Origin of the sequence: Carnobacterium sp. CP1 (assembly GCF_001483965.1) — a bacterium.
Lineage (GTDB): Bacteria > Bacillota > Bacilli > Lactobacillales > Carnobacteriaceae > Carnobacterium_A > Carnobacterium_A antarcticum.
On the sequence record NZ_CP010796.1, the window covers coordinates 1,851,106 to 1,876,573 of the forward strand.

The 25,468-nt window shown below is 38.6% G+C and carries 22 protein-coding genes; 14 read left to right on the forward strand and 8 right to left on the reverse strand.

What is annotated here, in order from left to right:
- Positions 1 to 24 precede the first annotated feature (24 nt).
- Entirely contained in the window at positions 25 to 891 is an 867-nt protein-coding gene (locus NY10_RS08715; RefSeq protein ID WP_058919602.1) for an alpha/beta fold hydrolase, read from the forward strand.
- A gap of 210 nt (positions 892 to 1,101) precedes the next feature.
- Here the strand turns inward: NY10_RS08715 and NY10_RS08720 are convergent, their stop codons facing one another.
- Both NY10_RS08720 and NY10_RS08725 read right to left on the reverse strand, forming a co-directional pair.
- Entirely contained in the window at positions 1,102 to 1,779 is a 678-nt protein-coding gene (locus NY10_RS08720) for a PspA/IM30 family protein (protein ID WP_058919603.1), read from the reverse strand.
- Positions 1,780 to 1,806: 27 nt separating this feature from the next.
- Positions 1,807 to 2,868, reverse strand: a complete 1,062-nt coding sequence (locus NY10_RS08725; RefSeq protein ID WP_058919604.1) for a TPM domain-containing protein — start codon at positions 2,866 to 2,868, stop codon at positions 1,807 to 1,809.
- Positions 2,869 to 3,305: 437 nt separating this feature from the next.
- Here NY10_RS08725 and NY10_RS08730 point away from each other — a divergent pair, with 437 nt between their 5' ends.
- On the forward strand, positions 3,306 to 4,262 hold the full coding sequence (locus tag NY10_RS08730; protein WP_058919605.1) for a 2-hydroxyacid dehydrogenase: 957 nt from the start codon (positions 3,306 to 3,308) through the stop codon (positions 4,260 to 4,262).
- A gap of 359 nt (positions 4,263 to 4,621) precedes the next feature.
- Positions 4,622 to 4,867 (forward strand): cupin domain-containing protein, encoded by a 246-nt coding sequence (locus tag NY10_RS12710; protein WP_197408960.1) that lies wholly within the window; start codon positions 4,622 to 4,624, stop codon positions 4,865 to 4,867.
- A gap of 180 nt (positions 4,868 to 5,047) precedes the next feature.
- On the opposite strand, the gene NY10_RS08740 is transcribed toward NY10_RS12710, so the two are convergent.
- Positions 5,048 to 6,997 carry a PTS sugar transporter subunit IIABC gene (locus NY10_RS08740; RefSeq protein ID WP_058919606.1) on the reverse strand — a complete coding sequence of 650 codons (1,950 nt, stop codon included), beginning with the start codon at positions 6,995 to 6,997 and terminating at the stop codon, positions 5,048 to 5,050.
- A 389-nt stretch (positions 6,998 to 7,386) separates the two neighbouring features.
- Between NY10_RS08740 and allD the strand changes: the two genes are divergently transcribed.
- A complete protein-coding gene (allD, locus tag NY10_RS08745; RefSeq protein WP_156413285.1) occupies positions 7,387 to 8,445 on the forward strand; it encodes an ureidoglycolate dehydrogenase in 1,059 nt (352 codons plus the stop codon).
- 259 nt (positions 8,446 to 8,704) lie between these two features.
- Here allD and NY10_RS08750 read toward each other — a convergent pair whose 3' ends face one another.
- On the reverse strand, positions 8,705 to 8,908 hold the full coding sequence (locus NY10_RS08750; RefSeq protein WP_058919608.1) for a hypothetical protein: 204 nt from the start codon (positions 8,906 to 8,908) through the stop codon (positions 8,705 to 8,707).
- A 181-nt stretch (positions 8,909 to 9,089) separates the two neighbouring features.
- Here NY10_RS08750 and NY10_RS08755 point away from each other — a divergent pair, with 181 nt between their 5' ends.
- Complete coding sequence (locus NY10_RS08755; protein WP_058919609.1) at positions 9,090 to 9,650, forward strand: DUF488 domain-containing protein; 561 nt, start codon at positions 9,090 to 9,092, stop codon at positions 9,648 to 9,650.
- 88 nt (positions 9,651 to 9,738) lie between these two features.
- On the opposite strand, the gene NY10_RS08760 is transcribed toward NY10_RS08755, so the two are convergent.
- Complete coding sequence (locus tag NY10_RS08760) at positions 9,739 to 10,107, reverse strand: VOC family protein (protein WP_058919610.1); 369 nt, start codon at positions 10,105 to 10,107, stop codon at positions 9,739 to 9,741.
- A 174-nt stretch (positions 10,108 to 10,281) separates the two neighbouring features.
- On the opposite strand from NY10_RS08760, the gene NY10_RS08765 reads away from it, so the two are divergent.
- Together NY10_RS08765 and NY10_RS08770 are read left to right on the forward strand one after the other, a co-directional pair.
- The gene (locus NY10_RS08765; protein ID WP_058919611.1) at positions 10,282 to 11,793 is read left to right on the forward strand and encodes a BCCT family transporter; all 1,512 of its coding nucleotides are present in this window, start codon (positions 10,282 to 10,284) and stop codon (positions 11,791 to 11,793) included.
- A 225-nt stretch (positions 11,794 to 12,018) separates the two neighbouring features.
- Positions 12,019 to 12,588 carry an NUDIX hydrolase gene (locus NY10_RS08770; RefSeq protein WP_058919612.1) on the forward strand — a complete coding sequence of 190 codons (570 nt, stop codon included), beginning with the start codon at positions 12,019 to 12,021 and terminating at the stop codon, positions 12,586 to 12,588.
- 75 nt (positions 12,589 to 12,663) lie between these two features.
- Here the strand turns inward: NY10_RS08770 and uraA are convergent, their stop codons facing one another.
- Positions 12,664 to 13,938 (reverse strand): uracil permease, encoded by a 1,275-nt coding sequence (gene uraA / locus NY10_RS08775; protein ID WP_058919613.1) that lies wholly within the window; start codon positions 13,936 to 13,938, stop codon positions 12,664 to 12,666.
- 319 nt (positions 13,939 to 14,257) lie between these two features.
- Here uraA and NY10_RS08780 point away from each other — a divergent pair, with 319 nt between their 5' ends.
- The 3 genes from NY10_RS08780 to NY10_RS08790 all read left to right on the forward strand — a co-directional run bounded on the left by NY10_RS08780 (position 14,258) and on the right by NY10_RS08790 (position 17,999).
- Positions 14,258 to 14,782: a YehS family protein gene (locus NY10_RS08780; RefSeq protein WP_058919614.1), complete on the forward strand. Its 525-nt coding sequence runs from the start codon at positions 14,258 to 14,260 to the stop codon at positions 14,780 to 14,782.
- 343 nt (positions 14,783 to 15,125) lie between these two features.
- Positions 15,126 to 16,634: a DUF1846 domain-containing protein gene (locus tag NY10_RS08785; protein WP_058919615.1), complete on the forward strand. Its 1,509-nt coding sequence runs from the start codon at positions 15,126 to 15,128 to the stop codon at positions 16,632 to 16,634.
- Positions 16,635 to 16,775: 141 nt separating this feature from the next.
- Positions 16,776 to 17,999: an ISL3 family transposase gene (locus NY10_RS08790; protein ID WP_058919616.1), complete on the forward strand. Its 1,224-nt coding sequence runs from the start codon at positions 16,776 to 16,778 to the stop codon at positions 17,997 to 17,999.
- A 119-nt stretch (positions 18,000 to 18,118) separates the two neighbouring features.
- Here the strand turns inward: NY10_RS08790 and NY10_RS08795 are convergent, their stop codons facing one another.
- Positions 18,119 to 18,973, reverse strand: a complete 855-nt coding sequence (locus NY10_RS08795; protein ID WP_058919617.1) for a DegV family protein — start codon at positions 18,971 to 18,973, stop codon at positions 18,119 to 18,121.
- Positions 18,974 to 19,476: 503 nt separating this feature from the next.
- On the opposite strand from NY10_RS08795, the gene NY10_RS08800 reads away from it, so the two are divergent.
- The 3 genes from NY10_RS08800 to NY10_RS08810 all read left to right on the forward strand — a co-directional run bounded on the left by NY10_RS08800 (position 19,477) and on the right by NY10_RS08810 (position 23,127).
- Positions 19,477 to 21,483 carry a Na+/H+ antiporter gene (locus tag NY10_RS08800; protein ID WP_058919618.1) on the forward strand — a complete coding sequence of 669 codons (2,007 nt, stop codon included), beginning with the start codon at positions 19,477 to 19,479 and terminating at the stop codon, positions 21,481 to 21,483.
- Between the two features lie 505 nt (positions 21,484 to 21,988).
- Positions 21,989 to 22,390, forward strand: a complete 402-nt coding sequence (locus tag NY10_RS08805; protein WP_058919619.1) for an SRPBCC family protein — start codon at positions 21,989 to 21,991, stop codon at positions 22,388 to 22,390.
- 119 nt (positions 22,391 to 22,509) lie between these two features.
- On the forward strand, positions 22,510 to 23,127 hold the full coding sequence (locus NY10_RS08810; RefSeq protein ID WP_058919620.1) for a GyrI-like domain-containing protein: 618 nt from the start codon (positions 22,510 to 22,512) through the stop codon (positions 23,125 to 23,127).
- Between the two features lie 72 nt (positions 23,128 to 23,199).
- Here NY10_RS08810 and NY10_RS08815 read toward each other — a convergent pair whose 3' ends face one another.
- A complete protein-coding gene (locus NY10_RS08815) occupies positions 23,200 to 24,390 on the reverse strand; it encodes a coenzyme F420-0:L-glutamate ligase (RefSeq protein WP_058919621.1) in 1,191 nt (396 codons plus the stop codon).
- A 125-nt stretch (positions 24,391 to 24,515) separates the two neighbouring features.
- On the opposite strand from NY10_RS08815, the gene NY10_RS08820 reads away from it, so the two are divergent.
- Positions 24,516 to 25,406, forward strand: a complete 891-nt coding sequence (locus tag NY10_RS08820; protein WP_058919622.1) for a LysR family transcriptional regulator — start codon at positions 24,516 to 24,518, stop codon at positions 25,404 to 25,406.
- Positions 25,407 to 25,468: the final 62 nt, after the last annotated feature.

Consider the following 25,468-nt stretch of genomic DNA (forward strand, 5'->3'; position numbering starts at 1 on the left):
GTAGACTAGGAGGGTTTAAAATAGATGGAAATAACAGAAGAGCATAAGTACGTAAAAACGAATGGAATTAAACTGCATGTTGTTCAACAAGGCCCTGAAGAAGGACAGTTGATTATTTTGCTGCATGGGTTTCCCGAATACTGGTATGGGTGGCGCGACCAGATTTCTAATTTAGCAAATAAAGGGTTCCGAGTATGGGCACCTGACCAAAGAGGGTATAATCTCAGCGACAAACCTGAAAAAGTAAGCGACTACCGAATGGATCATCTAGTCGAGGATATTGCGGGCTTGATCAAAGCTTCTGGAAAAGAAAAAGTGTTTCTTGTGGGTCATGATTGGGGAGGAATCGTGGCGTGGAGAGTGGCGAGAGAGCATCCTGATTTACTCCACAAATTAGTCATCCTCAACGCCCCACACGGAGCAGCTATGAGCAGACAAATCTTACAACACCCAGTACAAATTCTGAGAAGTTCGTATATCCTTTTCTTTCAACTTAGAGGGATACCGGAGAGATTATTTGAACTGTCCGATTGGAAAGTTGCGGTAAAGGCATTGAGGAATAGCAGCAAGGAAGGCACATTCAGTGAGAATGATTTGCAAAAGTACCGTGCTGCCTGGTCTCGTCCGGGAGCCATGCGTTCGATGATCAATTGGTACCGCGCTAATGTGCGCAGCCTTTCCGGCCCAACTATTCCATCTCGAGTCACGGTGCCCACCTTAGTGATATGGGGAGCCAAAGATCAATTTTTGGGGCATGAATTGGCCAGTAAAAGCCTTGAGTTTTGTGATGAAGGCCGGGGAGTATTGCTAGGGGAAGCTACTCACTGGGTGCATCACGAAGAACCAAAACATGTCAATAAGCTGATTGCTGATTTTATCAATGAAATGTAGCCCAAAAAAGGGAGTGAGACAAAAAGCGTTTAGACCCGAATCACTGGAACGAATAAGCGCAGTATGGTCACAGACCATCGAGCATTATTCGTGAAGTGGACGTCGGGTCTGCTTTTTGGAACACGTTCTAGAATAAATATTCGGATATGCAAAAGAGGTTGGGACTTTTGTCCCAACCTCTTTGCTTATTTTAATAGAAAAAAGTCGTTATTATAAGCCCATATCTGACTTCAGGCGGTTCAGCTCATCTTCAACAGCGGCTGAGCCTTCGCTGGAATATTTTTCTTCCAGTGATTTTGCTTCGTCAACCGGTTCTTGATTTAATTCTGACATGGCATTGGCTTCATCTAGCATGCGGTCAGCTTTGTCTTCCATACGCGAGAATGAACCCATTGCACCTTGTGTTTTGCCGATAGATTCGCTGACATTATTCAGCTTTTCTTGAGTTTTCGCTACAGACATCTTGCCTTTGATCATAGCACGGCGGCCTTTTAAAGTTTCGATATCAGAAGCTAGTTTATCATGCATTTGACGCATTTTTGCAGCATTTTCATGTGCAGCAGCGTAAGATTGCGCTAAGCCGGTTCCGACATCTTCCAGTTCTTGTTTTTTCTTCAGGAAAATACGTGCATCGTCTTCATTTCCGGCTGTTAAAGCTTTTTTGGCGTAGTCATTGTATTTCATAACTTCAGCTTCATTTTGATCAACAGCGCGTTTCGTACGGGTTTCTTCAGCGATGACACCAGCTGTATTGCGTTTAACTTCTGCCAAGTCTTCTGTCATGTTGCGTAAGTATTGATCGATCATTTTTTCAGGATCTTCCATTCGGTCAATGAGTGAATTGATGTTTGCACTGATGATGTCGGTAAAACGGTCTAAAATAGCCATGTTTTTGTTCCTCCTTCAAGGATAATTTTATTTTTTTTCGTTATCGTCTTTATATTTTTTTGCCAGTTCTTCAGCTTCGGTGCTGCCGTATTTTTCCAATGGTGTGTTGAGGATATCTTCTGTTTGTTTGGCTTCAAGATTCTTTTGCTTTTTAGAACGTTGCCACCATAAGAACAGTAGACCAATCAGCACAACGCTGCCAATAACGATAAAGACGGTGATCCATGGTGAACGTGTCACTTCCATAATACGGTCAGCTGCATCGTGAAAAGATTTGCTAAAAAACGCTTCATCTGATAAATCTTCGTAATAGTAACGATCGATATAATCTAATAAGATATCGCCAGCTTCTGTATCAATCACACTTTTCGCCTGAGTGCCGGTCACATAATAATCCATATACTGATCGGGGACAGGCTCATAGAACACAAGCAGGAGATGCGCCTCGTCTGTAAATAGCTGATCATATAGTTCTCTGGAAAAGTTGGACATTTCTTCATTCGTTAGACTGGCTGAGCCGTTGATGTTATCTGTTATGTAAACGTGAGGCTGTACTCCTGTTTTATCATAGAAGTACTTCAAGCCCTTAGTCAGCTCGGTTTGGTTGCTGATCCAACCGGCTTCGTCGGTAAAGTAGGCCGTTTCATTTACGGCACCTTTATCTAACGGCTCACGTTCTATCGTTGACTTCGAGATATCATTCGAACTGCTTGGACTACCAGAACTACTGAACATAAAACTGCCAAATAGAGAAAATAAAACAAACAGGATGAACAAGATAGCTAGAATGGTTCCGCATCCGCATCCTGAATTTCCGCCTCCGCCGCCATAATAACTTGGCCTTCTTCGATAGCTTCTTGATCTGCCTGGCATAAAAATAGGTCCTGGTCTAAAAACTGGCCCACCTGAACCACGGTTGCCGCCATAAGATCCGCGACCGGATGAACCACCGCCACCAAATGAACCGCCGCCTCTACCACTGCCACCGCTGCTGCGGCCGGCACCGCCTCTGTTTCCACCGAACGAACCGCCTCCGCCTCGGCTTCCACCGGATGAACCGCCACCTCGGCTTCCACCACCTCTGCCCATGAAATCGCTCCCTTTTTATTGGAATTTGTTTATTTTAAATCTAGCATAGCAAAAGAAACCCTGTCAAACTTTAAGCTTTAAGGAGATTCACTAGTCAGAATTGCTTTGTTACTTCTTTTATTCCGCTATTGCTTTTATGTAGAGAAGATTGATTACTTTAGAATAGTGACGGATAGATTTAACTGTATCAGCAAACAACTCAAAGAATATACCCGGAACTAGAGGTTTCTGGCGCTATTTTGAGAGATGGATCCTACATTTAAAAGAGGAAAAAGAATTTTTTCTTGCTCCTTTTTAATGTGAATGAGTTGACAATAACAATCCTAAGCATTAGTGTTAATGTATAAATAAAGAAAAACTATTTGTGATTTCATTCACTAGTTGTTCGGAAAAACCGTTTAGTAAGTCATTAACCTATAGTGAAAGGAATGGATTAAATGTTAGTTAAGTTATTAGAACCATTAAATGTTCCAGATTCGCTTATTGAAAAATTGGCGGAGCCTATCAAAGAGATCGGGCATGAATTTGTTTACTACAATGAAAAAACAACTGATCCGACAGAGTTAGCGAAACGAAGCGAAGACGCAGATGTTATTATGATTGCTAATAACCCCTATCCTACAGAAGTGATTGATCAAAATGAAAAATTAAAATTAATCAATGTCGCCTTTACTGGTGTAGACCATGTTGGCATCGCTGATGCTAAAAACCAAGACATTTTGGTCTGTAACGCAGCTGGATATGCAAACCAGGCTGTTGCAGAACTAACGATTGGTTTAGTTTTAGATTTATATCGCCAAATCGCACAAGGCAATCAAGACATCCGTGCTGAACAGTTCTCAGGAGCGTTCCAAGGTAGCGAAATAAAAGGGAAAACGGTTGGAATTATTGGTACGGGGAAAATTGGTTCCATGACTGCTCGTTTATTTAAAGCATTTGGAGCAAAGTTAGTTGCTATGGATCATTCTCCAAGTCCTGAAGCTGAAGGGTTAGATATTGAATATATGAAATTAGATGAATTATTGAGAAAATCTGATATTGTATCCTTACATGTCCCATTAGTTCCTAGCACAAAAGGAATGATTTCTAAAGAAAAATTAGCCTTAATGAAAGAGTCAGCTATTTTAATCAACTGCGCGCGGGGGCCAATTGTTGATAATGATGCCTTGGCGGATGCATTAAATGACGGACAGATTGCTGGAGCCGGTATTGATGTGTTTGATATGGAGCCTCCTATTCCTGGGGACTATAAATTATTACACGCAAAAAATACGATCTTAACACCACATGTAGGTTTCCTTACTAATGAAGCAATGGAACTGCGGGCTGGCATTGCGTTCGATAACACACTTTCGTTCTTAGAAGGCGAGCCTCAAAACGTTATTGAGCGATAATCGTACCCAGGCTTTCGTCCAAAATCGTGATTTGTTTCAACCATCAGCGTACATTTGTAAAGCTGATTGATCAACATAAAAACTTGTGCTATTTAGAAAACAGTCTAAATAGTACGGTTTTGTGTTACACAACTAACAATCATGAATTTATCAATATTAACATGTGAATTAATGAGCAACACATGCACAATAAAATCAAAGATAGAAAATGAGGAGGAAATACAATGAACTTAACAAAATTAGCAAGAGAGGATTTAAAAAACCGTATTTTCCATTAGCCCGATATTCAAGAATTTAGAGAAGAAGCGACAAAACATATTTTCTATGAAACACCTAATAGCGTAGGAGCTGTATGGTGCATGTATCCAGGCCAGACATTGCCGACCCACTCACATGAGCAGGCTGACGATATTTGGATCGTCATTGAAGGAACGGCCGATTATTATCCTGAATGCGGCGAAATAGTTCAAATCAAAGCAGGGGACGTTATAGTTGCCCGTGCAGGTGAAAAGCATGGTATGGCGAATAATTCTGATGAAGATTTCATTATGTTAGGAATTGCGGGACCGACACCACTTGGTTTCATTCCGCATAACAATGATTAAGCTAAACATAACGTTACCTTTTCATATGGACAGCACCCCAAGAAAACAGAACTATTCTGATTTTTTGGAGTGCTGTCCACTAATATTTATTTTTAATGTAGGAAAGAAATACATTAATGCGTTTACTAGTTAATAATTGGCATCCATTAGGAAGTGATCTGGTTTCTTTTCACTAAAAAACTAAAATTGCTGCATTTTTGCTGGATTTTTTGGTTTTTCACGTTTTTCTCTCATTTGCATGGAATCGTTGTACCCCCAGAAATAAGTGAGTGTAAAGGAAACAATCAATGTAATCGCCGTTGCAAGAACTGCAAACCAAAAGTTAGAGGTAATCCCTAATTTAGGATCGATATAGGATGGCAGACCAATGATCGACCCGATAATGCTCCACATATTAACATCTAATAAACCGACCAGAAAACCGCCAACCGCGCTGCCTATACTGGCACAGATGAAAGGACGTCGGTAACGCAGTGTTATACCATAAATAGCTGGTTCAGTAATTCCACAGAATGCGGAAATGGCTGCTGCGTATCCTATTTCTTTCAGCTCTGCTTTTTTAGTCTTCATAGCGACAGCCAATGCTGCGCCGCCTTGGCCGACGATTGTAACACTTACCATGGCTGAGAGGTGGCTATAACCTAAAGTTGCAAAGTCATTAATATATATCGGCATAATGCCCCAGTGCAATCCAAAGATAACGAGTATTTGATAAAAACCATCAATAATGGCTCCAAAAATAGGCGCGTTCCAGTTTAGAAAGGTTTCAAGGCCGCTTGCCAAAGCAAAAGATAACCAGGTAATGACCGGTCCAGTGATCAAAAATGTGATTGAAGTGACTAATCCAATAACAATGATTGGATTAATAATTGCTTGCAGAAAAGCAGGAACCCATGTTTTTAGCCAAGCTTCTATTTTCTTTACCAACCAGGCAGCTAATATCATTGGAAAAATAGAATAGGAATAAGAAACAAATGGAAAATCAACGGGTCCAATCGATAAAACATTCAGCCCCTTGTCAGCAGCTTCGAGGAGGGTAGGATAGGCAATGGCACCGCCAACGACCGCTGTTAAAATGGCATTGCCGCCTAATCTGATTGCAGCGTTGAAGCCGATCAAAATAGGCAAGAAGTAAAAGACTGCATCAGCCATTGCGCTTACCAGCAAATAAAAATTACCCGCTTCAGAGACAACATTTAATCCTGTTAATAAAGCCAATAACCCTTTCATAACACCTGAAGCAGCAAGAATGCTGATGATTGGAGTCATTGAACCAGTAATGGTCCCTAATAATTGATTAGAACCATTTTTTATTTTTTCTAAGACGGTTTTATCTTCTGAGTTGTCAGGAATAGGACTGGCAGCATCTTGTTTGTTTTCAGAAAAAGACAGTTGCGACATAACGGCCTCGTAGACATCGTTAACAGCCGGGCCGATAATAACTTGATACTGGCCGCCGGCTGTTGCTACTCCGAGGACACCTTTTAAATCTTGCATTGCATCGCCATTCGTTTTTGATTCATCTTTTAAGTAAAAACGAAGACGTGTGATGCAGTGAATCAAACTATCGATATTTTCTTCGCCGCCGACATAACGAATAATGTTTTCAGCTAAACTTTGGTAATTTTCTGTTTGGTGTTGTTTGCTTTTTTTGTTACCAGGTAGAAGCTCAATAGAAGCAGCCAAATTACCAGCAGATGTATTGCCATATTCAACCGTCATTTCTTTTATTTTTTCCGAGAAATTTGTAATGGCTGTTATAACGGTCGTCTTTTTTCCTGCCGATTCAATTGCTTTAAGATCCATGGAGCAAATCTTTGAGTTCTCAGCAACTGAATCGCCTTCTTTAACAAAAAGCTCAAAAGGAGTACCGTTAAGATCTACTGTATCAATTCCCAGATGCAAGACAATAGCTAAACCTTCGTTTGTTTCAATACCGATAGCATGTTTAGTTGGAGCGATAAAAGCAATCTTTCCAGCTGCTGGGCTAACGATTTTTTCATCCATTGGCTCTATTGCAAAGCCGTCTCCCATCATTTTTTTTGAAAATACTGGGTCGTCCACGTCTGACAGTTTTATTATCCGCCCGCTGGCTGGAGAGTAGACACTGAGGTTATATATATCTTTCATAACTTTTAAGCCCCTTTATTCTAGTATGTTTTCATTAAACGTATATTCTCACATCTTTGCAAATCGTTCCACTAATTGACTTTTACGGTTTTGATAAACGAATGAAGTTGGGCAATTCTTATGGATTGATGCCATTCAAAAAACGTAGCATACAAACGTGGTTATCTAATTTGCACAATTTTATAAATAGATTTGTTAGTTTAATCTAATGCAATAAAAACAGTATGCGCTTACACTGGTGTGGTAGAGAAAGATAGTCTACTTCTTTTTTCGGAAGAGACAGCTAAATAAGTTTTTCAACAGAACTAAACGTACCTCTGGTGCAAGTATAGACAGTAACTTAAAATAATAAGAAATAGGTGAGTATATTGACAGACGTAGTGAAAGTAATGCCAGATAAATTACACGATTTAATCCAGAAAAAACTAGAAAAAGCCGGTTTGCATTCGGATCAGGCTGAAGAAGTTGCTAACCACTTAGTCTACGCAGATTCTAGAGGGATTCACTCTCATGGAGCTGTGCGTGTTGAATACTATGCAGAAAGAATAGCTAAAGGAGGAGTCACTTTAGATCCTCAAGTTAAATTTGAAAAGACTGGTCCAAGTTCAGCCATTTTTCATGGAGATAATGGAATAGGCCAGTACATTTGCAACTTAGCGATAGATGAAGCAATACCTTTTGCGAAAGAAAGCGGTGTGGCCATTGTAGGTGTCTCAAAAATGAGCCACAGCGGGGTTCTTTCTTATTATGTAAAGAAAGCAGCAGAAAATGACTTGATTTGTATTGCAATGTGCCAGTCAGATCCTATGGTTGTTCCTTTTGGAGGAGCCGAAACTTACTATGGCACGAATCCAATTGCTTATGGAGTACCTAGAAAAACAGGCGAGCCGATTTTATTTGACATGGCTACAACCGTTCAAGCATGGGGTAAGGTATTGGATGCCCGCTCAAAAAATAAAGATATTCCCGACACTTGGGCAGTAAATGATGAAGGTGTGCCGACCACAAACCCTCACGACGTGGCGGGCTTGTTGCCGATAGCTGGCCCTAAAGGATACGGGTTGATGATGATGGTGGATATCCTTTCAGGAATGCTGCTAGGTTTACCATTTGGCAAGCACGTTTCTTCCATGTACGCAAATATGACAGAAGGAAGAAACTTAGGGCAACTCTATATTTTGATTGATCCTAAGCGTTTTACCAACTTAGATAGTTTTAAAGATGATATTGAAGAAACGATTGATGAGTTGCACCAAATCCGTCCAGCAAAAGGGTTCGATCAAGTATACGTGCCAGGCGAGAGAGGTCAATTGCGTGAAAAAGGATTTCTTAAAGAAGGAATACCAATTGAGAAAAGCATTTATGACTATTTAGCAAGCGATATCGTTCATACAGATAGGTACAATGGATTAAATGCTTTTGCAGAAAAGCCAGATTTAAATGGCTAGAATGTTTGATACTTTTAGGGAGTGAAATTTCCTCCTGAATTTACGTGTTTGCTTGTAGAAAGCCATGGGACCGCCCTCTTGGCTCTCCAGGTTTTCAAGCCTCAAACGAAGCGTAAACGCTTCGTAATTCGCATTGAATCCTCTTCATGGCTACAAGCAGCCACTATTCCTCCGAAAATTTCAAAGGTATAGAACAGGCATACATTTATTTAGCTTACCAACACCAAAAATGTTAGAAACTACTTTATTAAATCCCGGTTCAGGATTTATTTTTTTTACCGTCTTTGTTTTTTAGGACAATATGAACTCCATATATGACTGCAAAAAGTACTATTGAATCGATTATAACGTAAACAAAAGAATTAGAAATAAGATCTTTTACAAATAGTTCCATAATAAGCTGTACAAGAAAGACACTTATTCCAGTTAGCGCTGCATATAATGATCTATCATTCTTTTTCATTTTAAAACCTCCTTAAGGGTTGAATTTAAATGAAACACACACACACTTCTATTTTTTTTTGATTATTCGATGGCATGAATAAGATGTGCCAGTCTCTTATATTGACACAAATTAAAATAAAAGTAAAAATAGAAAGCAGACTGTAAAGCATTTCGAAACTGATAAGAAAGGGGAGATAAAAGTGGATATTTATACCATTGGGCATTCAACACATAGCAGTGAGGAGTTTACTGATTGGCTCAAGGCTTACAAGATAGAGACACTGGTTGATGTTCGTTCGTATCCAGGCAGCAAACATATGCCTCAATTTAATAAAGAAAATATGGAAAAGTGGATACCGGAACAGGGTATTCGCTATCTTCATATGCCGGAATTAGGCGGCAGAAGAAAGAAGAACCGGGAAATAGATGAATCATTGATCAACGGCTGGCGCAATCCTTCTTTTCGAAATTATGCTGCCTATAGTTTAACTGAAGAGTATGAAAAAGGGATAAGCGGATTGATGGCAATTGAAGATAAAGAACGCTTATGCTACATGTGTTCTGAAAGCGTGCCATGGAGGTGTCACCGATTGGTTATTTCAAATACGTTAGTTTTAAAAGGGCTGTCGGTTCATCATATCATGACAGAGAAAAAAACGATTCTGCATGAAATCGGAATGTACGGGGCAAAAGCCGTAAGAGAAGGCTCAAAATTAATTTACCCCAAGCAGCAAGAAGATATGGAATCTTCTGCTGATTAAGGATACGATTTTTGATAAGAACAGAAAAAATACCGTTTATGTTTTGGTTAACATAAGCGGTATTCTTATTCTTTTGAAAGGATGCTGTTTAATTCATTTCTCGTACAGCATAATAATCGCCAGCATTGTCTTTGAAGTTGAACGTTCTAAAATCGCCTTGGTAGACATATTCGCCGGTGTAATAATGATCTTTTTCCAGCTGATCATGGATTTCTGCGAAAATAGGAGTATGAATCAAAATAGACGGTTTGTTATCTGCAACTTCAGGGGATTGTTCTCTGATAAAGTCGATATCTAATAATTGAAAGTGACAGTAAGGCGACACTTCAAGCGTAATAGCAACGAAATTACCCAGTTCTATTCGCTCAATTTCTTTAGCTTTAAGGTACTGTTTCCAAAAAGAAGCATTTTCTTCTACATTTTCAACGTATAGTCCAATATTTATCGTATTTTTCATTTGAAACCCTCCATTTAAAGAATTTTTAAAATGCATGATGATAGTATTGCCTCGCTACAATTTTATGATAAATGAAGAAGGAAGTCGATTAGATAGAATCCAAAGACAATTAACTTGGTCTAATGCCTTTCTCTCCGTATAATAAGAAGAAACTATACGAAAGGAGACGAGAACATGAAACGTGGGAAAAAAAGTTATACAGCCTATCTATCATCCGTCGTTATTTGTGTGCTTTTTACGATTTGGGGTGCCATACCTGGCAGTTTGCTGGGAAAGTACTCTATGAGCCGTGTTGCAGAGACTTTGCAAAATTGGATTTCGAAAGGTTTTGGATGGCTTTATGTGCTGTTAATGGCAGCGGTTCTGATAGCGGTGATATACTTGCTGTTTTCTAAATATGGCAACATCAAACTGGGCCGTCAGGATGACAAACCGGAATTTAGTTATTTTTCTTGGGTAGCCATGTTGTTTAGTGCAGGGATGGGGATTGGATTGGTTTTCTGGGGAGTAGCCGAACCCGTCATGCATTTGCATGATCCAGCCATTCCATCTTCTGATAGGTTAGCAAATGCTAGAGAATCCATGACCTATACTTTTTTTCATTGGGGCTTGCAACCCTGGGCTTTATACGCTCTAATTGGGCTTATCATTGCTTATACGACTTTCCGAAAAGACAAGCCTGCTATTATTAGTGAGAGTGTCACACCGTTGTTTGCAAAGAGGTATAGAGGAACTATCGGTACAATCGTAGATACGATCGCTATTATTGCCACGGTATTCGGAGTAGCAACTTCTTTAGGTTTAGGGGCTCAGCAAATCGCAGGGGGCCTTAGTTTTTCAATCAGCTGGATACCGAATACATTTGCTATTCAGTTGGTCGTTATCATAACTGTAACAGTTCTTTATCTTATCAGTGCTACAACTGGATTAGATAAAGGGGTAAAAATTTTAAGCAATCTGAATATTGTGTTGGCTGTTCTTTTGATGCTTGCAGTTCTTCTTATTGGTCCGACGGCGTATCTGCTAGATTTATTCGTGCAAAGTGTTGGGAATTATTTCCAAAAACTACCGGAAATGAGCTTTCGTTTAGCAGCGTTTAGTTCCGAAAATAGACAATGGATCGACAAATGGACCATCTTTTACTGGTCGTGGTGGATTTCATGGGCACCTTACGTCTCTTCTTTTATTGCTCGAATTTCAAAAGGCAGAACGATTCGGGAATTTGTCGGAGGAGTGCTTATTGTTCCAACAGTCTTTACCTTTCTTTGGTTTTCTGTGTTTGGCGGGACTGGAATTTGGCAAGAATTGTTCAATGATAACAATCTTATTCAAGTTATTACGGAAAAAGGAACAGAGACAGGACTGTTTGCAATGCTGGAAAGTTATGGAAGTATTGGGAAAGTAATCACTGGACTGGCTATTTTACTGATTTCGACTTTCTTTATTACTTCAGCCGATTCTGCTACTTACGTATTGGCCATGTTTAGTACAAATGGTAATCTGACTCCGCATGCACGTGTCAAGCTCTTATGGGGAATTATCATGTCGAGTATAGCTGCGATCTTGCTTTATGCAGGAGGGCTGGAATCTCTGCAAGCTATTGCGGTGCTTGGTTCATTTCCGTTTTTATTCGTTGTGATCTTAATGACCATCAATTTCTTTAAGTGGTTAAGGGAAGAAAAATGACGGAAATTCAGATTTTAAAAAAGGGCTATGTCTTTTCAGATAGCCCTTTTTGTTCATTAAGAATAGAGCAGAAATTATGTGTTCGATGGTAAGGTGAATTTATGGACAGGTTTTGGTAGAATAACAACTAAATGGAAAGAATTTATCTAACTTTAGTAAATTAAGATAAACGATTAAGTGCATAGTTCAAATTTCTGTAAAGAACTTGTTGAAGGAGAAGTAGACATGAATTTAAAAGAACAAATCAGCCATTACATACCTTATACTATTCAAGAAGCTAAAGAGCAAGAAGTCATGCTGCGTTATATGGATACATTCGATAACCTGCTGACACGGGAAAATGAATTTGCGCACTTTACGGCATCGGCTTGGGTCGTTAACCGTGCACGAACGAAGGTATTGATGGCTTATCATAATATCTATCAGTCTTGGTCATGGGTCGGCGGGCATGCAGACGGTGATGCAGATCTGCTGCAAGTGGCTCTAAAGGAAACAGCAGAAGAAACAGGGGTAACAGCTATTGCTCCAGTATCGAGGGACGTTTATTCTCTTGAAATATTAGGTGTCCCGGCTCACTTAAAAAAAGGCGAACCGATTGCGACACATCTGCATTTAAATGTAACTTATTTGATTGAAGCCGATGAAAACGAGGACACAACCATCAAACCGGATGAAAATAGCGCAGTTGAATGGATGAGTTTAACGGAAGCTGTTAAAGCTTGCACAGAGCCTGAGATGCGAGTCGTTTATCAAAAATTGAATGAGAAGCTAGAGACTTTTAAGCAGAAGGACTAAAGCAAAAACAGACAGAAAGCTTCTTTAATGAAGAAGTTTTCTGTCTGTTTTTTGCTTTTTATTGAAAGTTAGTTTTTATTCTTCAGCTGATTCGTTCATCCAGCCAGCTTTATCGAATAAATAGAAGGCGACACTTAAAATAATTCCGACCACACTTGCCAGAATCATACCTTTTAATTCGATACCAGCAAAGTTGACGGTTAATCCGCTTAACCCAGCAACAAAAACGATAGAAGTCAAAATCAAGTTCTTTGATTTGCTGTAGTCGACTTTGGATTCGACCAATAAACGCAGTCCGCTTGTCCCGATCATTCCATAAAGTAAGAAGGTCACTCCTCCAATAACGTTGCCGGGGATGGTAGAGATCAACGCGGCTAAAGGTCCTACAAAAGCCATACAGATTGAAAAAATAGCCGCTCCGGCAATCACACGAACACTATAAACACGGGTAATAGCCATCACACCAATGTTTTCGCCATAGGTGGTGGTCGGCACTCCGCCAATCAAACCTGACAAGGCAGAGGCAAAATAATCAGCGAATAATGAGCGATGCAGACCAGGCTCTTTCATCAAGTCACGTCCAATTACATTTGATGTAACTACTTGATGGCCGATATGTTCAGAAGTCAGTACTAGCAGAACAGGCAGCATGGTCAAAATAGCGTTCAAATCAAATTTTGCCCATTGAAAATGCGGCATGGTGAAAAGAGAAGTTTCTAATACAGGTGTAAAATCGACCATCCCGAAAGCGATCGCTGATAGGTAACCGACTACGATAGAAATCAAAATCGGAATCGTGGATAAAAATCCTTTGAATAGGACCGAGCCTAGGATAGCGACTCCCAACGTAATGAAAAAAACGATAAAGTCTTGAGATGCAGCAGTATCCGTCATCAAGTTTGCGCCAATTGAGCCGCCTTGAACGGTGTTGCCTGCTAGCTCCAATCCAATCAAAGCCACGACTGCTCCCATTGCTGCTGGCGGAAGTACGACATCGATCCATTTGGTACCTACACGACGAACGAAAAGAGCCAACAGGCACCCGATAATACCCAGCACTACAAAAGCGCCTTGGGCATATTGAAAGCCTTGATTAGCAATGATAATACTCGTCGGTCCGATAAACGCAAAACTTGAACCTAGATAAGCTGGAGCTTTTCCTTTTGTGATCAAAATGAATAACAGAGTGGAAATCCCGTTCATCAGTAAAACAATGCTGGGATCGATACCAAAAATAATGGGAACTAAAACGGAAGCTCCGAACATAGCGAATGTGTGTTGTAAACTGAGAGGGACAAGCAATTTTCCTGGTACCTTCTCATCGACTTGTATGATTTTCTTCGTTGACATCTATGATTCCTCCTATTTTTGGGCACAAAAAATGCCCCTTTGAATGGTATATTCGCAAAAGGACCTAAGGTATCAAATATTGACTTGTTACCCTTTTTAATCTCTCTGGATTAATTTAAAAGGACTTTGCTTTGATTTATTCTAGCAGTAAATATCTCGAATTACAACAACCGATTATTAATTAAACAAGAGAAATAATTTAACTCTTCTAGACGGATCATTAAATGATGGTTATCTGTTGGCAAAGGATGCAATAATAGGAATAAAGCTTTATACTGATACTAGATAACTATTGGAAAGCTTTTGGAGGGTTAATAAGATGAACAATAATGACCGATTAGTGAGATTGAGATATGCTTTAGATATTAAAGATACAGATATGGTAGAAATTTTTAAACTAGGTGGTTTGGAATTAACAAAAGAAGACGTAAAGAAAATGCTGACTAAATCAATAAACGAAAGTTCTGATAAAGTAAAAGAAGAGGAATTCCAAAAAAATGATTATGTAAAAGACTGTTCTAACCAAACGCTAGAATCCTTTTTAAATGGTTTGATCGTATTCAAAAGAGGCAGACGAGATTCAGAAGCTAAAGAAACGGAAAAACCAGTTCTAATGATGATAAACGATCGTAATGTGAACAACGTGTTGCTTAAGAAAATTAAAATAGCTCTTTCGCTTACTAGTGAAGACATGTTGGGCGTATTAGGCAATGCTGGCGTTCATTTATCAAAAAGCGAATTGAGTGCGGTGCTTAGAAAAGAAGGACACCGGAATTACAAAGAATGCGGCGATCGATACGCTAGAAACTTTTTAAAAGGGTTAGCTATCGCATGGCGTGAATAACGATTCTTTAATACCGTTTTATGCAGTAGAATACTGGACTGAACTTTCGCTCTTAGTTGCTGAAGTTTAGTCCAGTATTTTATTAGTACGATAAAAAAACATTTTAATTGATTCTACACAATTTCATAGACAAAATACATTGATTATAAAAAATAAACCCCTATAATTGAAAAGGATGTAAAAATAGTGCAGTAGATTTAGGCAAAATTTAAATTATAGACAAACGTATGCATTTTTAATAGTAGTTAGAAATAAAACCGTTAGGACGACAAAAATAGTCTAACTTTTTTTTGTTTCGGACGTATGCTGCTAAAACTCAACAATCATATAGGAGGAAAAGCACATGAAAAAAGTAGGATTTGATTTACAAAAATATATTGAAGAACAGTCAAAATATATCCTAGAACGAGTAAATGATTACGATAAATTGTACCTTGAATTTGGCGGAAAACTTATTGGCGATAAACATGCTAAACGGGTATTGCCCGGATTTGATGAAGATGCAAAAATAAAGTTATTGCAAAAATTAAAAGATCAAGCTGAAATCATTATTTGTGTTTATGCGGGAGACATAGAGCGGAATAAAATTCGCGGTGATTACGGAATCACGTATGATATGGATGTCTTTAGATTAATTGACGAATTAAGAGGGTATGGCTTAGCGATCAATAGTGTGGTCATCACTCGGTATAACGGACAGCCCTCTACGAAACTCTTCATTAATAAATTAGAAAGAAGAGATATCAAAGTCTTTACTCATGCGGCAATTGAAGGGTATCCATCAGATATCGAGAACATTGTAAGTGAAGAGGGCTTTGGGAAAAATGAGTACATTCCAACAACTAAACCAATTGTTGTGGTTACGGCGCCAGGTCCTGCGAGCGGAAAATTGGCAACGTGCTTAACTCAGCTTTATCACGAAAGCCATCAAGGGAAAACAGCTGGGTATTCAAAATTTGAAACCTTCCCAGTTTGGAATATTCCATTAAAACACCCGCTTAATATTGCTTATGAAGCAGCAACTGTAGATTTAAATGATGTAAATGCGATTGATAGTTTTCACTTTGAAAAATACAATCAAGTAGCGGTCAATTACAATCGTGATCTTGAAACCTTCCCAGTTATTAAAAGGATCATTGAAAAAATTACCGGAAGAGAATCGGTCTACCAATCTCCGACAGATATGGGAGTTAATCGTGTTGGATTTGGTATTATTGATGATGAAGTTGTAAAAGAAGCCTCTAAACAAGAAATTATTCGCAGATGTTTTTCAACAGAGTGTGATTTTAAAAAAGGACTAATTGACGAGGAAACCCTTAATCATATGAAAATGATTATGCAAGAAGTTGAACTGAAGAAAGAAGATAGAGTTCCTGTGGCACCAGCTCGTAAGTATGCTGAACAGTTGAGAGAACGCTCAGAAACACGCGATATGCCAGCAGTTCTTGCATTCGAATTACCAGATGGCCAAATCGTTACAGGAAGAACCACGGCTTTAATGGATTCTTGTTCTGCAGCCATTTTAAATTCCATTAAGGTTTTAGCTCATATTTCAGATGAAATCCATTTATTGTCTCCTAATATTTTAGAAACAATTCAAAATCTTAAAGTAAATGATCTTCACAGTAAAATAGCGGCTTTGAATGCAAGTGAAGTCCTTATTGCCCTTGCCATTAGTGCAGTGACTAACCCTGCTGCCCAATTGGCCTATAATAAGTTGTCTGAACTGCAAGACGTGCAAGCTCACTCAACGGTTATGTTAAACAAAGATGATGAACAAACACTTCGAAAATTAGGACTAGATATCACTTGCGATCCAGTCTATCCATCAGAAAATTTGTATTATATTTAAATAGAACATGCAAAAAAGGCTCTATAATATTTAGTGTTGGTGAACCAATCGGTTCACTGGCACTATTTTTTATTTTTAAATGAAAAAAGACCAGTGAACTCCTATAATTAAGTTACCACACAAAAGAATAGGAGAATTCACATGGCCTACACTCATTCTATAAAAAAACTGCTCAATATTAAAGACCCAAATATTTATTTATCTGAAGTTCCTGTTATGAAGGAAAAGAAAAAGGATCAAGAATGTCTGGTAGTGCATGGGAAATTGACCTATCGGCCTACCTGCTGTAAAGTGTGTGGTGTCAAAAACAACTCTCACCAGGATCTCATCAAACACGGCACAAAGTGTTCTACACTCACACTGACTCATGTCAATTTCCAGCCTGTACTGCTCCGATTGAAAAAGCAGCGATTTCTTTGTAAGCACTGTGATTCGACTTTCATAGCGGAAACCTCCCTGGTCGATCGCCATTGCTTCATCTCTAATTCGATCAAGACAACTATTGCCATGGAATTGAAAGAGACACAATCCATGACACTTATCGCCCAGCACCTGTCCGTTTCTCCTCCTACTGTGATTCGGGTAATGCGCCAAGTGGGGGAGACGCTTGAACCAAACAATCAGGAACTGCCCCAACATCTTTCCATCGATGAATTCAAGTCGGTCAAGGATGTATCCGGAGCGATGAGCTTCCTGTTTATTAATGCGTCAACCCACCGGTTGACGGATGTTGTCGAGAATAGACAACTGCCTTACCTGCTGGATTATTTTATGCGGTATCCAGTAGAAGCAAGAAACAAAGTCAAAACGGTCACGATGGATATGTATTCACCCTATACACAGCTTGTGAGAGATTGTTTCCCCTACGCTAAAATCATCATTGACCGATTCCACATCGTTCAACATATGAATCGGGCTTTGAACAGCGAACGAATCAAGGTTATGAATGAACTGCGTTACACGAGGCCAAGGGATTATCGAAAACTAAAAAAACAATGGAAGTTGGTGCTTAAAAATGAAGACGATTTAGATTTTTCCCGTTATTTTACCCACCGGTTATATGAAGGGGCTGTTACTGAAAAAATGATGGCGGATTACCTTGTGCAACTTGATTCCAGACTTGAACGTGTCTATGCGCTTTTCAATCAATTGAAGTGGGCACTGGAACACCGTGGTTTCAAACGATTCAAAAGATATTTAGAAGAATCAAAAAAATATGCTTTACCAAGAAAAGCGAGAACTGTTCTTCAAACGTTTGAAAAATATCTGGAGCCCATTAAAAAAGTTCTATCATTTTGGGTGTTGGTAAATGAAATGACTATATGCTACAATCTTGAAATTTTTGGAAGAATAGTGGCTGCTTGAATCCCTGGAGACCCAAAGGGCCCTCCAGGGCGGTCCCATGGATTTCTACAAGCAAACACGTAAGTTCCGAAGGAAATTTCAATCTAAGAGACACCAACACGATTTGATAAAGAGCCCTATTATTTTTCTAAACCAGCAACTCCGAAAGCCCCTGGACCGCCATGAGTAGAGATCACCGATCCAGTCTGGATCCATTTGATATTTTTAAAACCTTTCTCAGCTGCGAGCTCACTCATACGATGCTGAATGCTTTTTTCAAGTCCAAGCGAGTAAAGGAAGTAAAGTTGTTCTTTATCGATGTCGTAACGGTTCAAGTAGTCGTGCAGCAATTCTTCTGCCACACGGCTCATTTTTCCCCGGTATTTTTTTGTGGACATCAGTTTACCGTCAATCAACTCAATAAGTGGTTTTAATTTTAATAAAGAGGCTCCAAGGTAAGCCATATTTGATACTCGCCCGCCAGCTCTTAGAAACTCTAAGCTGCCTGGTACAAACGCTAGACGCGCTTTAAAGACACTTGCTCTAATGTGAGTCAGCAATTGATCAAGTTCTATATTAGGTTGTTTTTCTAACAAATCTACTGCATACATCACAATAGCCGTTAACCCGCCAGAAACATTTAAAGCATCAATAAGGTAAAGATCTTCAAAGTCTTCGGATACGATACGTGCATTTTGGAAGGATGAAGAAGCTTTTGATGTGTAGCCAATATGAACAATAATGCAGTCTGGGTATGCTTTTTTTATCTTTGTAAAGAATTCATGGTATTCATTGGGATTTGTAGAAGTTGTCGTGGGAATCGTTTTTGTCCGTTCATAAAAATCGTAAATGTCTGTTACAGGTGTCGATCCATCATCCAGATAGTCTTTTCCATCCATAACGACGTGCATAGGGACAACTTGAATAGCGTGTTGCTGGATCAAATCTATTGGAAGATCTGCTCCACTTTCAGTTGAAAAAACAATTTTTTTCATAAAACTTCTCCTAATGCACAAGCTCCTGCAAGTATTTCTATACAGTCCGTGCGTTCTATACTTTTTATTTACTATAGCATATATTAAAAGGCCACACCATACTTGTATGAAATCAGTTACAAAGAAAAGCGAACATTTATTAAAATCAGAAAAACCTATTAAAAAGTGTTAGGTGATTTGGCCTTTTTCCAGTAAAATTATTTTATCATTGTTCTTTAAACCAGCCATACTGATTGTTTTTCTCAGTAAAAGAGGATAATGAACGGAGATCAACGGTTGTCTTCAAACGTTTCAAAAATAATGTAACAGCTATTAAAGAGTATTCCGTCATCTGTCTAGGTCTTACCTTATTTTTAATCCGTTTGATTTCATTTGGAAAATGTAGCAAATATGTAAAGTGTTTCTGGAAAATCTATTCATGAGTTAAAGGTTGAAAGCTTGGCAGCCAATGCTAAAGTACGAAACCAAATTGAGAATTTGGGAGGGAAAATAAGAGTTTATTAATGACAGTTTTATTACTGTTAGTTTGTTTGTTGATTTCAAATGTTATTAGTCACTATATCCCTTTTATACCGACAGCATTGATTCAAATAGCTTTAGGAATCCTTATTGCTAGTTCATTTAAGGATATTTCGTTTGAATTAGAGACGGAATGGTTTCTATTATTATTTGTTGCACCGCTTTTATATAATGATGGAAGGCATTTTCCTCGTGAAGAATTATGGAAGATGCGCGCGCCTATTTTCGGTAATGCCATAGTATTGGTCTTATTGACGACGATTGGCGGCAGAATATTTATTCATTGGATCATCCCCAGTATTCCGCTTGCAGCTGCTTTTGCTTTGGCCGCTATTTTGTCGCCGACCGATCCAGTAGCGGTAAACGGCATCACAAAACGAATCCACTTGCCGGAAAAAGTACTGACGTTGGTTAGAGGAGAATCGCTGATCAATGATGCTTCAGGCTTAGTAGCCTTTAATTACGCGATTGCTGCGGTTATAACCGGTTATTTTTCATTAAAAGAAGCGATCTTCGACTTTTCATATATCTTTATAGCAGGAGCTTTTTTTGGACTGGTGATTGGTTTAATAATTACATGGATCAAACATAGTCTGCGGAAAAAAGGGATCAGTGATGCTTCTTTCCATTCGTTATTGCAAATCCTGACTCCGTTTATTATTTACATCATTACAGAAGAAGGTCTGCATGCCTCGGGTGTTATCGCAGTAGTGGTAGCGGGGATAGTACATTCGATCGTCGAAGAGCGAACAGAAATTCTGGCGGCCGAGGAACGGCTTCTAACAGAAAACATCTGGTCGATGATTTTATTTGTTCTAAATGGGATCGTCTTCTTATTATTAGGATTAAATATCCCTTCTTCCGTAATCGAAACAGTTTCCAATCCTAGGATCGGAAATGGTTTAGCGATTGAATACGTAGTAGCCATTGGTTTAGCTATTTTAGTTATTCGTTTTGTTTGGACCTATATTTTCTTCCATTATCAATATTACTTTGGGAAGATAAAAGGTAGTGAGAAATTAGATTTTAGAACCTGTTTATTGATCAGCTTAACAGGTGTTCGCGGGACGGTCATAATGGCCGGTGTTCTTTCAATTCCTTATGTTGTACAGAGCGGCGCCCTGTTTCCCGAGCGTTCATTGATGTTGTTTTTAGCAGCAGGCGTGATCCTGTTTACATTAGTTGTGGCAACAATATTCTTACCGCTTTTGAGTACTGCAGGAGAATTTGTTCCTAAAAGCGATTTGACTGAAGCGAAACGTAAAATTATTGTAGAAGCAATCAAACAGATCAGACAAGAAGTAGATGAAGAAAATGAGCTAGTAGCTTATGAATTGATAGCGGAGTATAGAAGGTTACTTGGGAAAATCGAGACTGAAAAAAATGTAGCCGAAACGAAAGAATATCAACGTAAAATTACTGAAATCAGATTAATGGGCCTAAAAGAAGAACGAAAATACATTCAAAACATCAGAGAAAAAGGCCAAATTGACCAAGAAACGTTTGAAGTAGTTGAAAATTCACTTGATCACCGAGAAGAAGTGCTATCTAACAATGTTCGTACAGACGCAAAGTATATTCTGGGAAAAGCCTTCAGAGGCTGGTTACGATATAAAGGACATTATCCTCTAAATGATGAAACGAACAAAGCACAGTTGCAATTGGGAAGAGATGTTCAGTTAAAAGCTTTTGAAGCGGCTCATGAAAAGTTAGAGCGCTATGCAAAAGAACACCCTGAAACGGATATGATTCATATTGTTGTATTGGATTATAAACGCATGCTGAATCGACTGGTAAATACTCGAGCTCAATACAATGAGAAAAGAGAAGAACTAAGAGAAGGCTTATGCATTAAAGTGATGGGTACAGAACGCTTTGAAATAAGCCGCATGTACAAATCAGGAGAAATCAACAATGAACAATCGAAAGGTTTAAGACGGTTTGTCAATTACATTGAAAATGTTATTTTGTACGAAGCAGCTGAAGAATAAGACGATAGGGTCGCTATTATCTTTGCTTCCAGAAGTTAAAATAGCATAGTGTAGTCAGCAACAAAGGCAACCATCTAATAAAGTCTCATATATGACAGTGAAAACCTCTAAAATGCCTGTTATAAAGGTGTTTTAGAGGTTTTTATTGTTCGTTTGTTTTAAAATTTCTTTTATCTTTTTTGAGTACCGTAAGGATGTTAAAACGCTATCGATAAGGTACGCAAACCCCATTTAAGTACCTTAAGTATGTTAAATCTCTGTTGTTAAGGGACATAAGAACATCATGTAGACTTTATATATGAGATAGGAGTCTTTGAACTCCTTTTTTAAATCTGCACGGTTATTCTCAGAAGTTAAATCAGCTAAAGTGTGGTCACCATCAAAGACAGTAATTAAATAATATGAGATACTAGAGACAGAAAAAACACTTGAATGCATATTGTTTATTAGGAGAAGTTTTGGAATAAATAGTAAAATGTAAAAAAGATTATTGGAGGGGAAAATAATGGCAGAATTTTCATTAGATTTTCAGTTGAAAAGTTCAATCGATACTGTCTGGAGCGCACTAACCGATTCAACTATGTTAGAAAAATGGATATGGAAAAATGATTTTAAACCAAGTGTAGGGCATACCTTTCAATTTCAAGCGGAACCAAATGAATGGTGGGATGGAATTGTAACAGGCAAAGTCCTTGTGGTGGACGCTCCGAATACATTATCTTATACATGGGGCACAGGTTCTGAAGTACATACGGTTACATGGTCACTGACAGCAACAGGTGTTGAAACGACTCACTTGCACCTTGATCAGACCGGAATTAGTGAAAGACCAGGCGCCTTAGAAGGAGCTGAATCTGGTCAGATAGCATTAGTTGGAAAACTTGAAAACGTGTTAGCTGAAATGTAATACCAACACTGTACAAAAAAGACATGCGAAAAAAGCTGTCTAAGAAATTTTAGACAGCTTTTTTTCGTGGTTTTAAAGCAGAGAACACAGAGTAGTTTGATAAAAAGGAGGTTTTTTCCATGAAATACGAATGGCGGAAAAAGGACAAGAATATTTACTTGCCCAAAGAACAACCGACGATCGTGACACTTCCTAAAATACAGTATTTGATGATTGAAGGGGAAGGAAACCCTAACGGCAGTGGTTTTTCTCAAACCATTGAGGCGCTTTACGCTTATTCTTATGCTTTAAAAATGTCCCCACGAAAAGGGATTGAAACAGCTGGTTATTATGATTACACTGTTTTTCCTTTAGAAGCTTTTTGGGATTCCAAAGTACCGGTTGTTAAGGGCGCCCCTCTTGACAAAGATCAGCTTCTTTATTGTATTATGATTCGACAACCAGAATTTATAACCGAAATGTTAGTAGAAAAAGTCGAAGAAACCGTTGCGAAGAAAGTGCCGAAAGAAATGCGTGACCGTGTCTTCTTACGATCCCTCGAGGAAGGTCGCAACTTACAAATTCTGCATGTAGGAAGTTACGATGATGAACCTCGAAGTTTCCAACGAATGTCAGACTATTGTGACGAACAGGGTCTGGAACGTATTGGACACGTTCACAAGGAAATCTATCTTTCCGATGCTCGAAAAGTGGCGCCAGATAAATTGAAAACAGTGTTGCGTTTTCCAATTAAATAGAACTATAGACTAAAAAAGGCAGTCAATTGAGTGATTTCTCAATTGACTGCCTTTCGTTAAAGAAAGCTGTTTTTAGTTTGTATAGTTGTCAAAATAGCCTTGGATAAAGACAATAGGAGTGCCTTTATCTCCGCTGCCTGAAGTTAAATCAGCTAATGATCCAATTAAATCCGTTAATTGACGTGGGGTTGTTCCTAGCGTTTCATTAGAACCAACAAGATCGACATCTTTATTGTCAATGAAGCTAGAAATGGCTTGTTTCAATTCTTCGCCTCTTAAATCAGCAAAATTGTTGTCAGCAAGGTATTTTAATTTTACTTCGCTAGGAGTTCCTTCAAGTCCTGATGTGTATGCGGGAGATACAACTGGATCAGCCAGTTCCCAAATCATTCCGACTGGATCTTTGAATGCTCCATCTCCATAAACCATGACTTCTACATTTTTACCAGTTTTTTCTTTAAGCATATGTTGGATTTGATCTACGACAGGTTGGCAATTGCGCGGAAACAGTTTTATGCTGTCTTCCGTTGCTGTATTTGAACCTAAAAGGCCAAATTCTTCATTATATCCACTGCCATCGATTGATTCAGCTAAGACATTATCAAGGCTGTAGATTTTTTCTCCGCCATTTGCTTTTAATATTTTTTTAGTTCTGTTTCTTGTGTGGATATCACAAGTCAAAACATTTTTTGTATAGTCAAGAATCGTTCTTGGGTTATTAGAGAAGATTATTTCGCATTCGGCTCCGGCTTCTTCTATTAATGATTTATAGAATTCAATATAATCAATACCTGTAAATGCATGTTTTTTATATCCGAAATGATTGCGGAATTCTTCTTCTGTTAAAACGTCAGTCCAAGGATTGACGCCTTTTTCATCAAGCATATCAAGATCAACTAAATGATTCCCAACTTCGTCTGCTGGATAGCTAAGCATCAAAACTATTTTTTTAGCTCCTTTAGCAATACCGCGCAAACAGTTTCCAAAACGGTTACGGCTTAAGATAGGAAAGATGACGCCGATCGTCTCTTGGCCAAATTTTGTTTGGATATCTTGAGCAATTTGATCTGTGGTTGCATAATTTCCTTGAGCCCGGGCAACGATCGATTCTGTGATCGCTACAATATCTTTATCAAGAATTTGAAAGCCTTCAGATTCTGAAGCAGCCAATACGCTTTCCATTACGATCTCTTCAATCCGATCTCCTTCATTAACAATAGGACAACGAAGCCCTCTAGTAACTGTTCCAACTACACGTTCCAATATAAACCGCTCCTTATAACTCTTAAAGTTTATTTAAACAATGATTCTATCTACTTGTAATATACCCCATTTTAGTGGTATAAGTAAAATTAATCTATTGAATGGTAGGTATAAGGAGTGATTATGTGGTAAGCAAATTAGATTTATATAAAGTATTTTGTACGGTCGGCAAAAGCGAGAGCTTTTCTCAAGCAGCAAAAGATATGTACATGACACAGCCGGCGGTAAGCCAAGCCATCAGGCAGTTAGAAAAAGAACTAGAGATACGCCTCTTTAATCGTACACCTAAAGGAGTCACTTTGACTCATGACGGGCTGCTTTTATTTGAATATGCTAACTCAGCGTTGAATTTGCTTCGTATCGGAGAAGAGAAAATGGTGGAATCCAAAAATTTAATGGCCGGAGAACTGAGAATAGGAGTAGGCGATACGATTTCAAGATATTTTCTGCTGCCTTATTTAGAGGCGTTTCATAATAGCTACCCTCAGATAAAATTTAAGATTTTTAATGGCACAACATTAGAACTTAGCGCACTATTAAAATCAGGCGAAGTCGATATCATTATTTGTAATTTTCCGTTAAATGACCCTGCATTAGAATTACGACCTTGCCTGGAAATCCAAGATATTTTTGTTTGCGGAGAGAAATACAAAAGCCGCTTAACAAAACCGTTAACTCTTACTGAAGTAGCAGCATTCCCGTCTATCTTACTTGAGCCGAAATCAATCTCTAGAAAGTATGTCGAAGATTATTTATTGACCAAAGGGATAAAAATCTCACCGGAATTTGAATTAGGTTCACATGATTTATTATTGGAATTCGCTAAAATAAATTTAGGGATCGCTTGTGTGACAAAAGAATTTTCGCAAGAATATTTAACCAAAGGATTAGTCTACGAAGTTCCTTTGGTTGAAGAAATACCTCAGAGAAACATAGGAGCCTGTTCGTTAAAAAGCGTCCCTTTATCTTCAGCTGCCACGAAATTTATTGAGATGATCGAAAACCAAGAAATTTAATTTTATTGGTTTATCGCCAATTCAAAAATCCCCTACAAAAACAACTGTTTTTGTAGGGGATT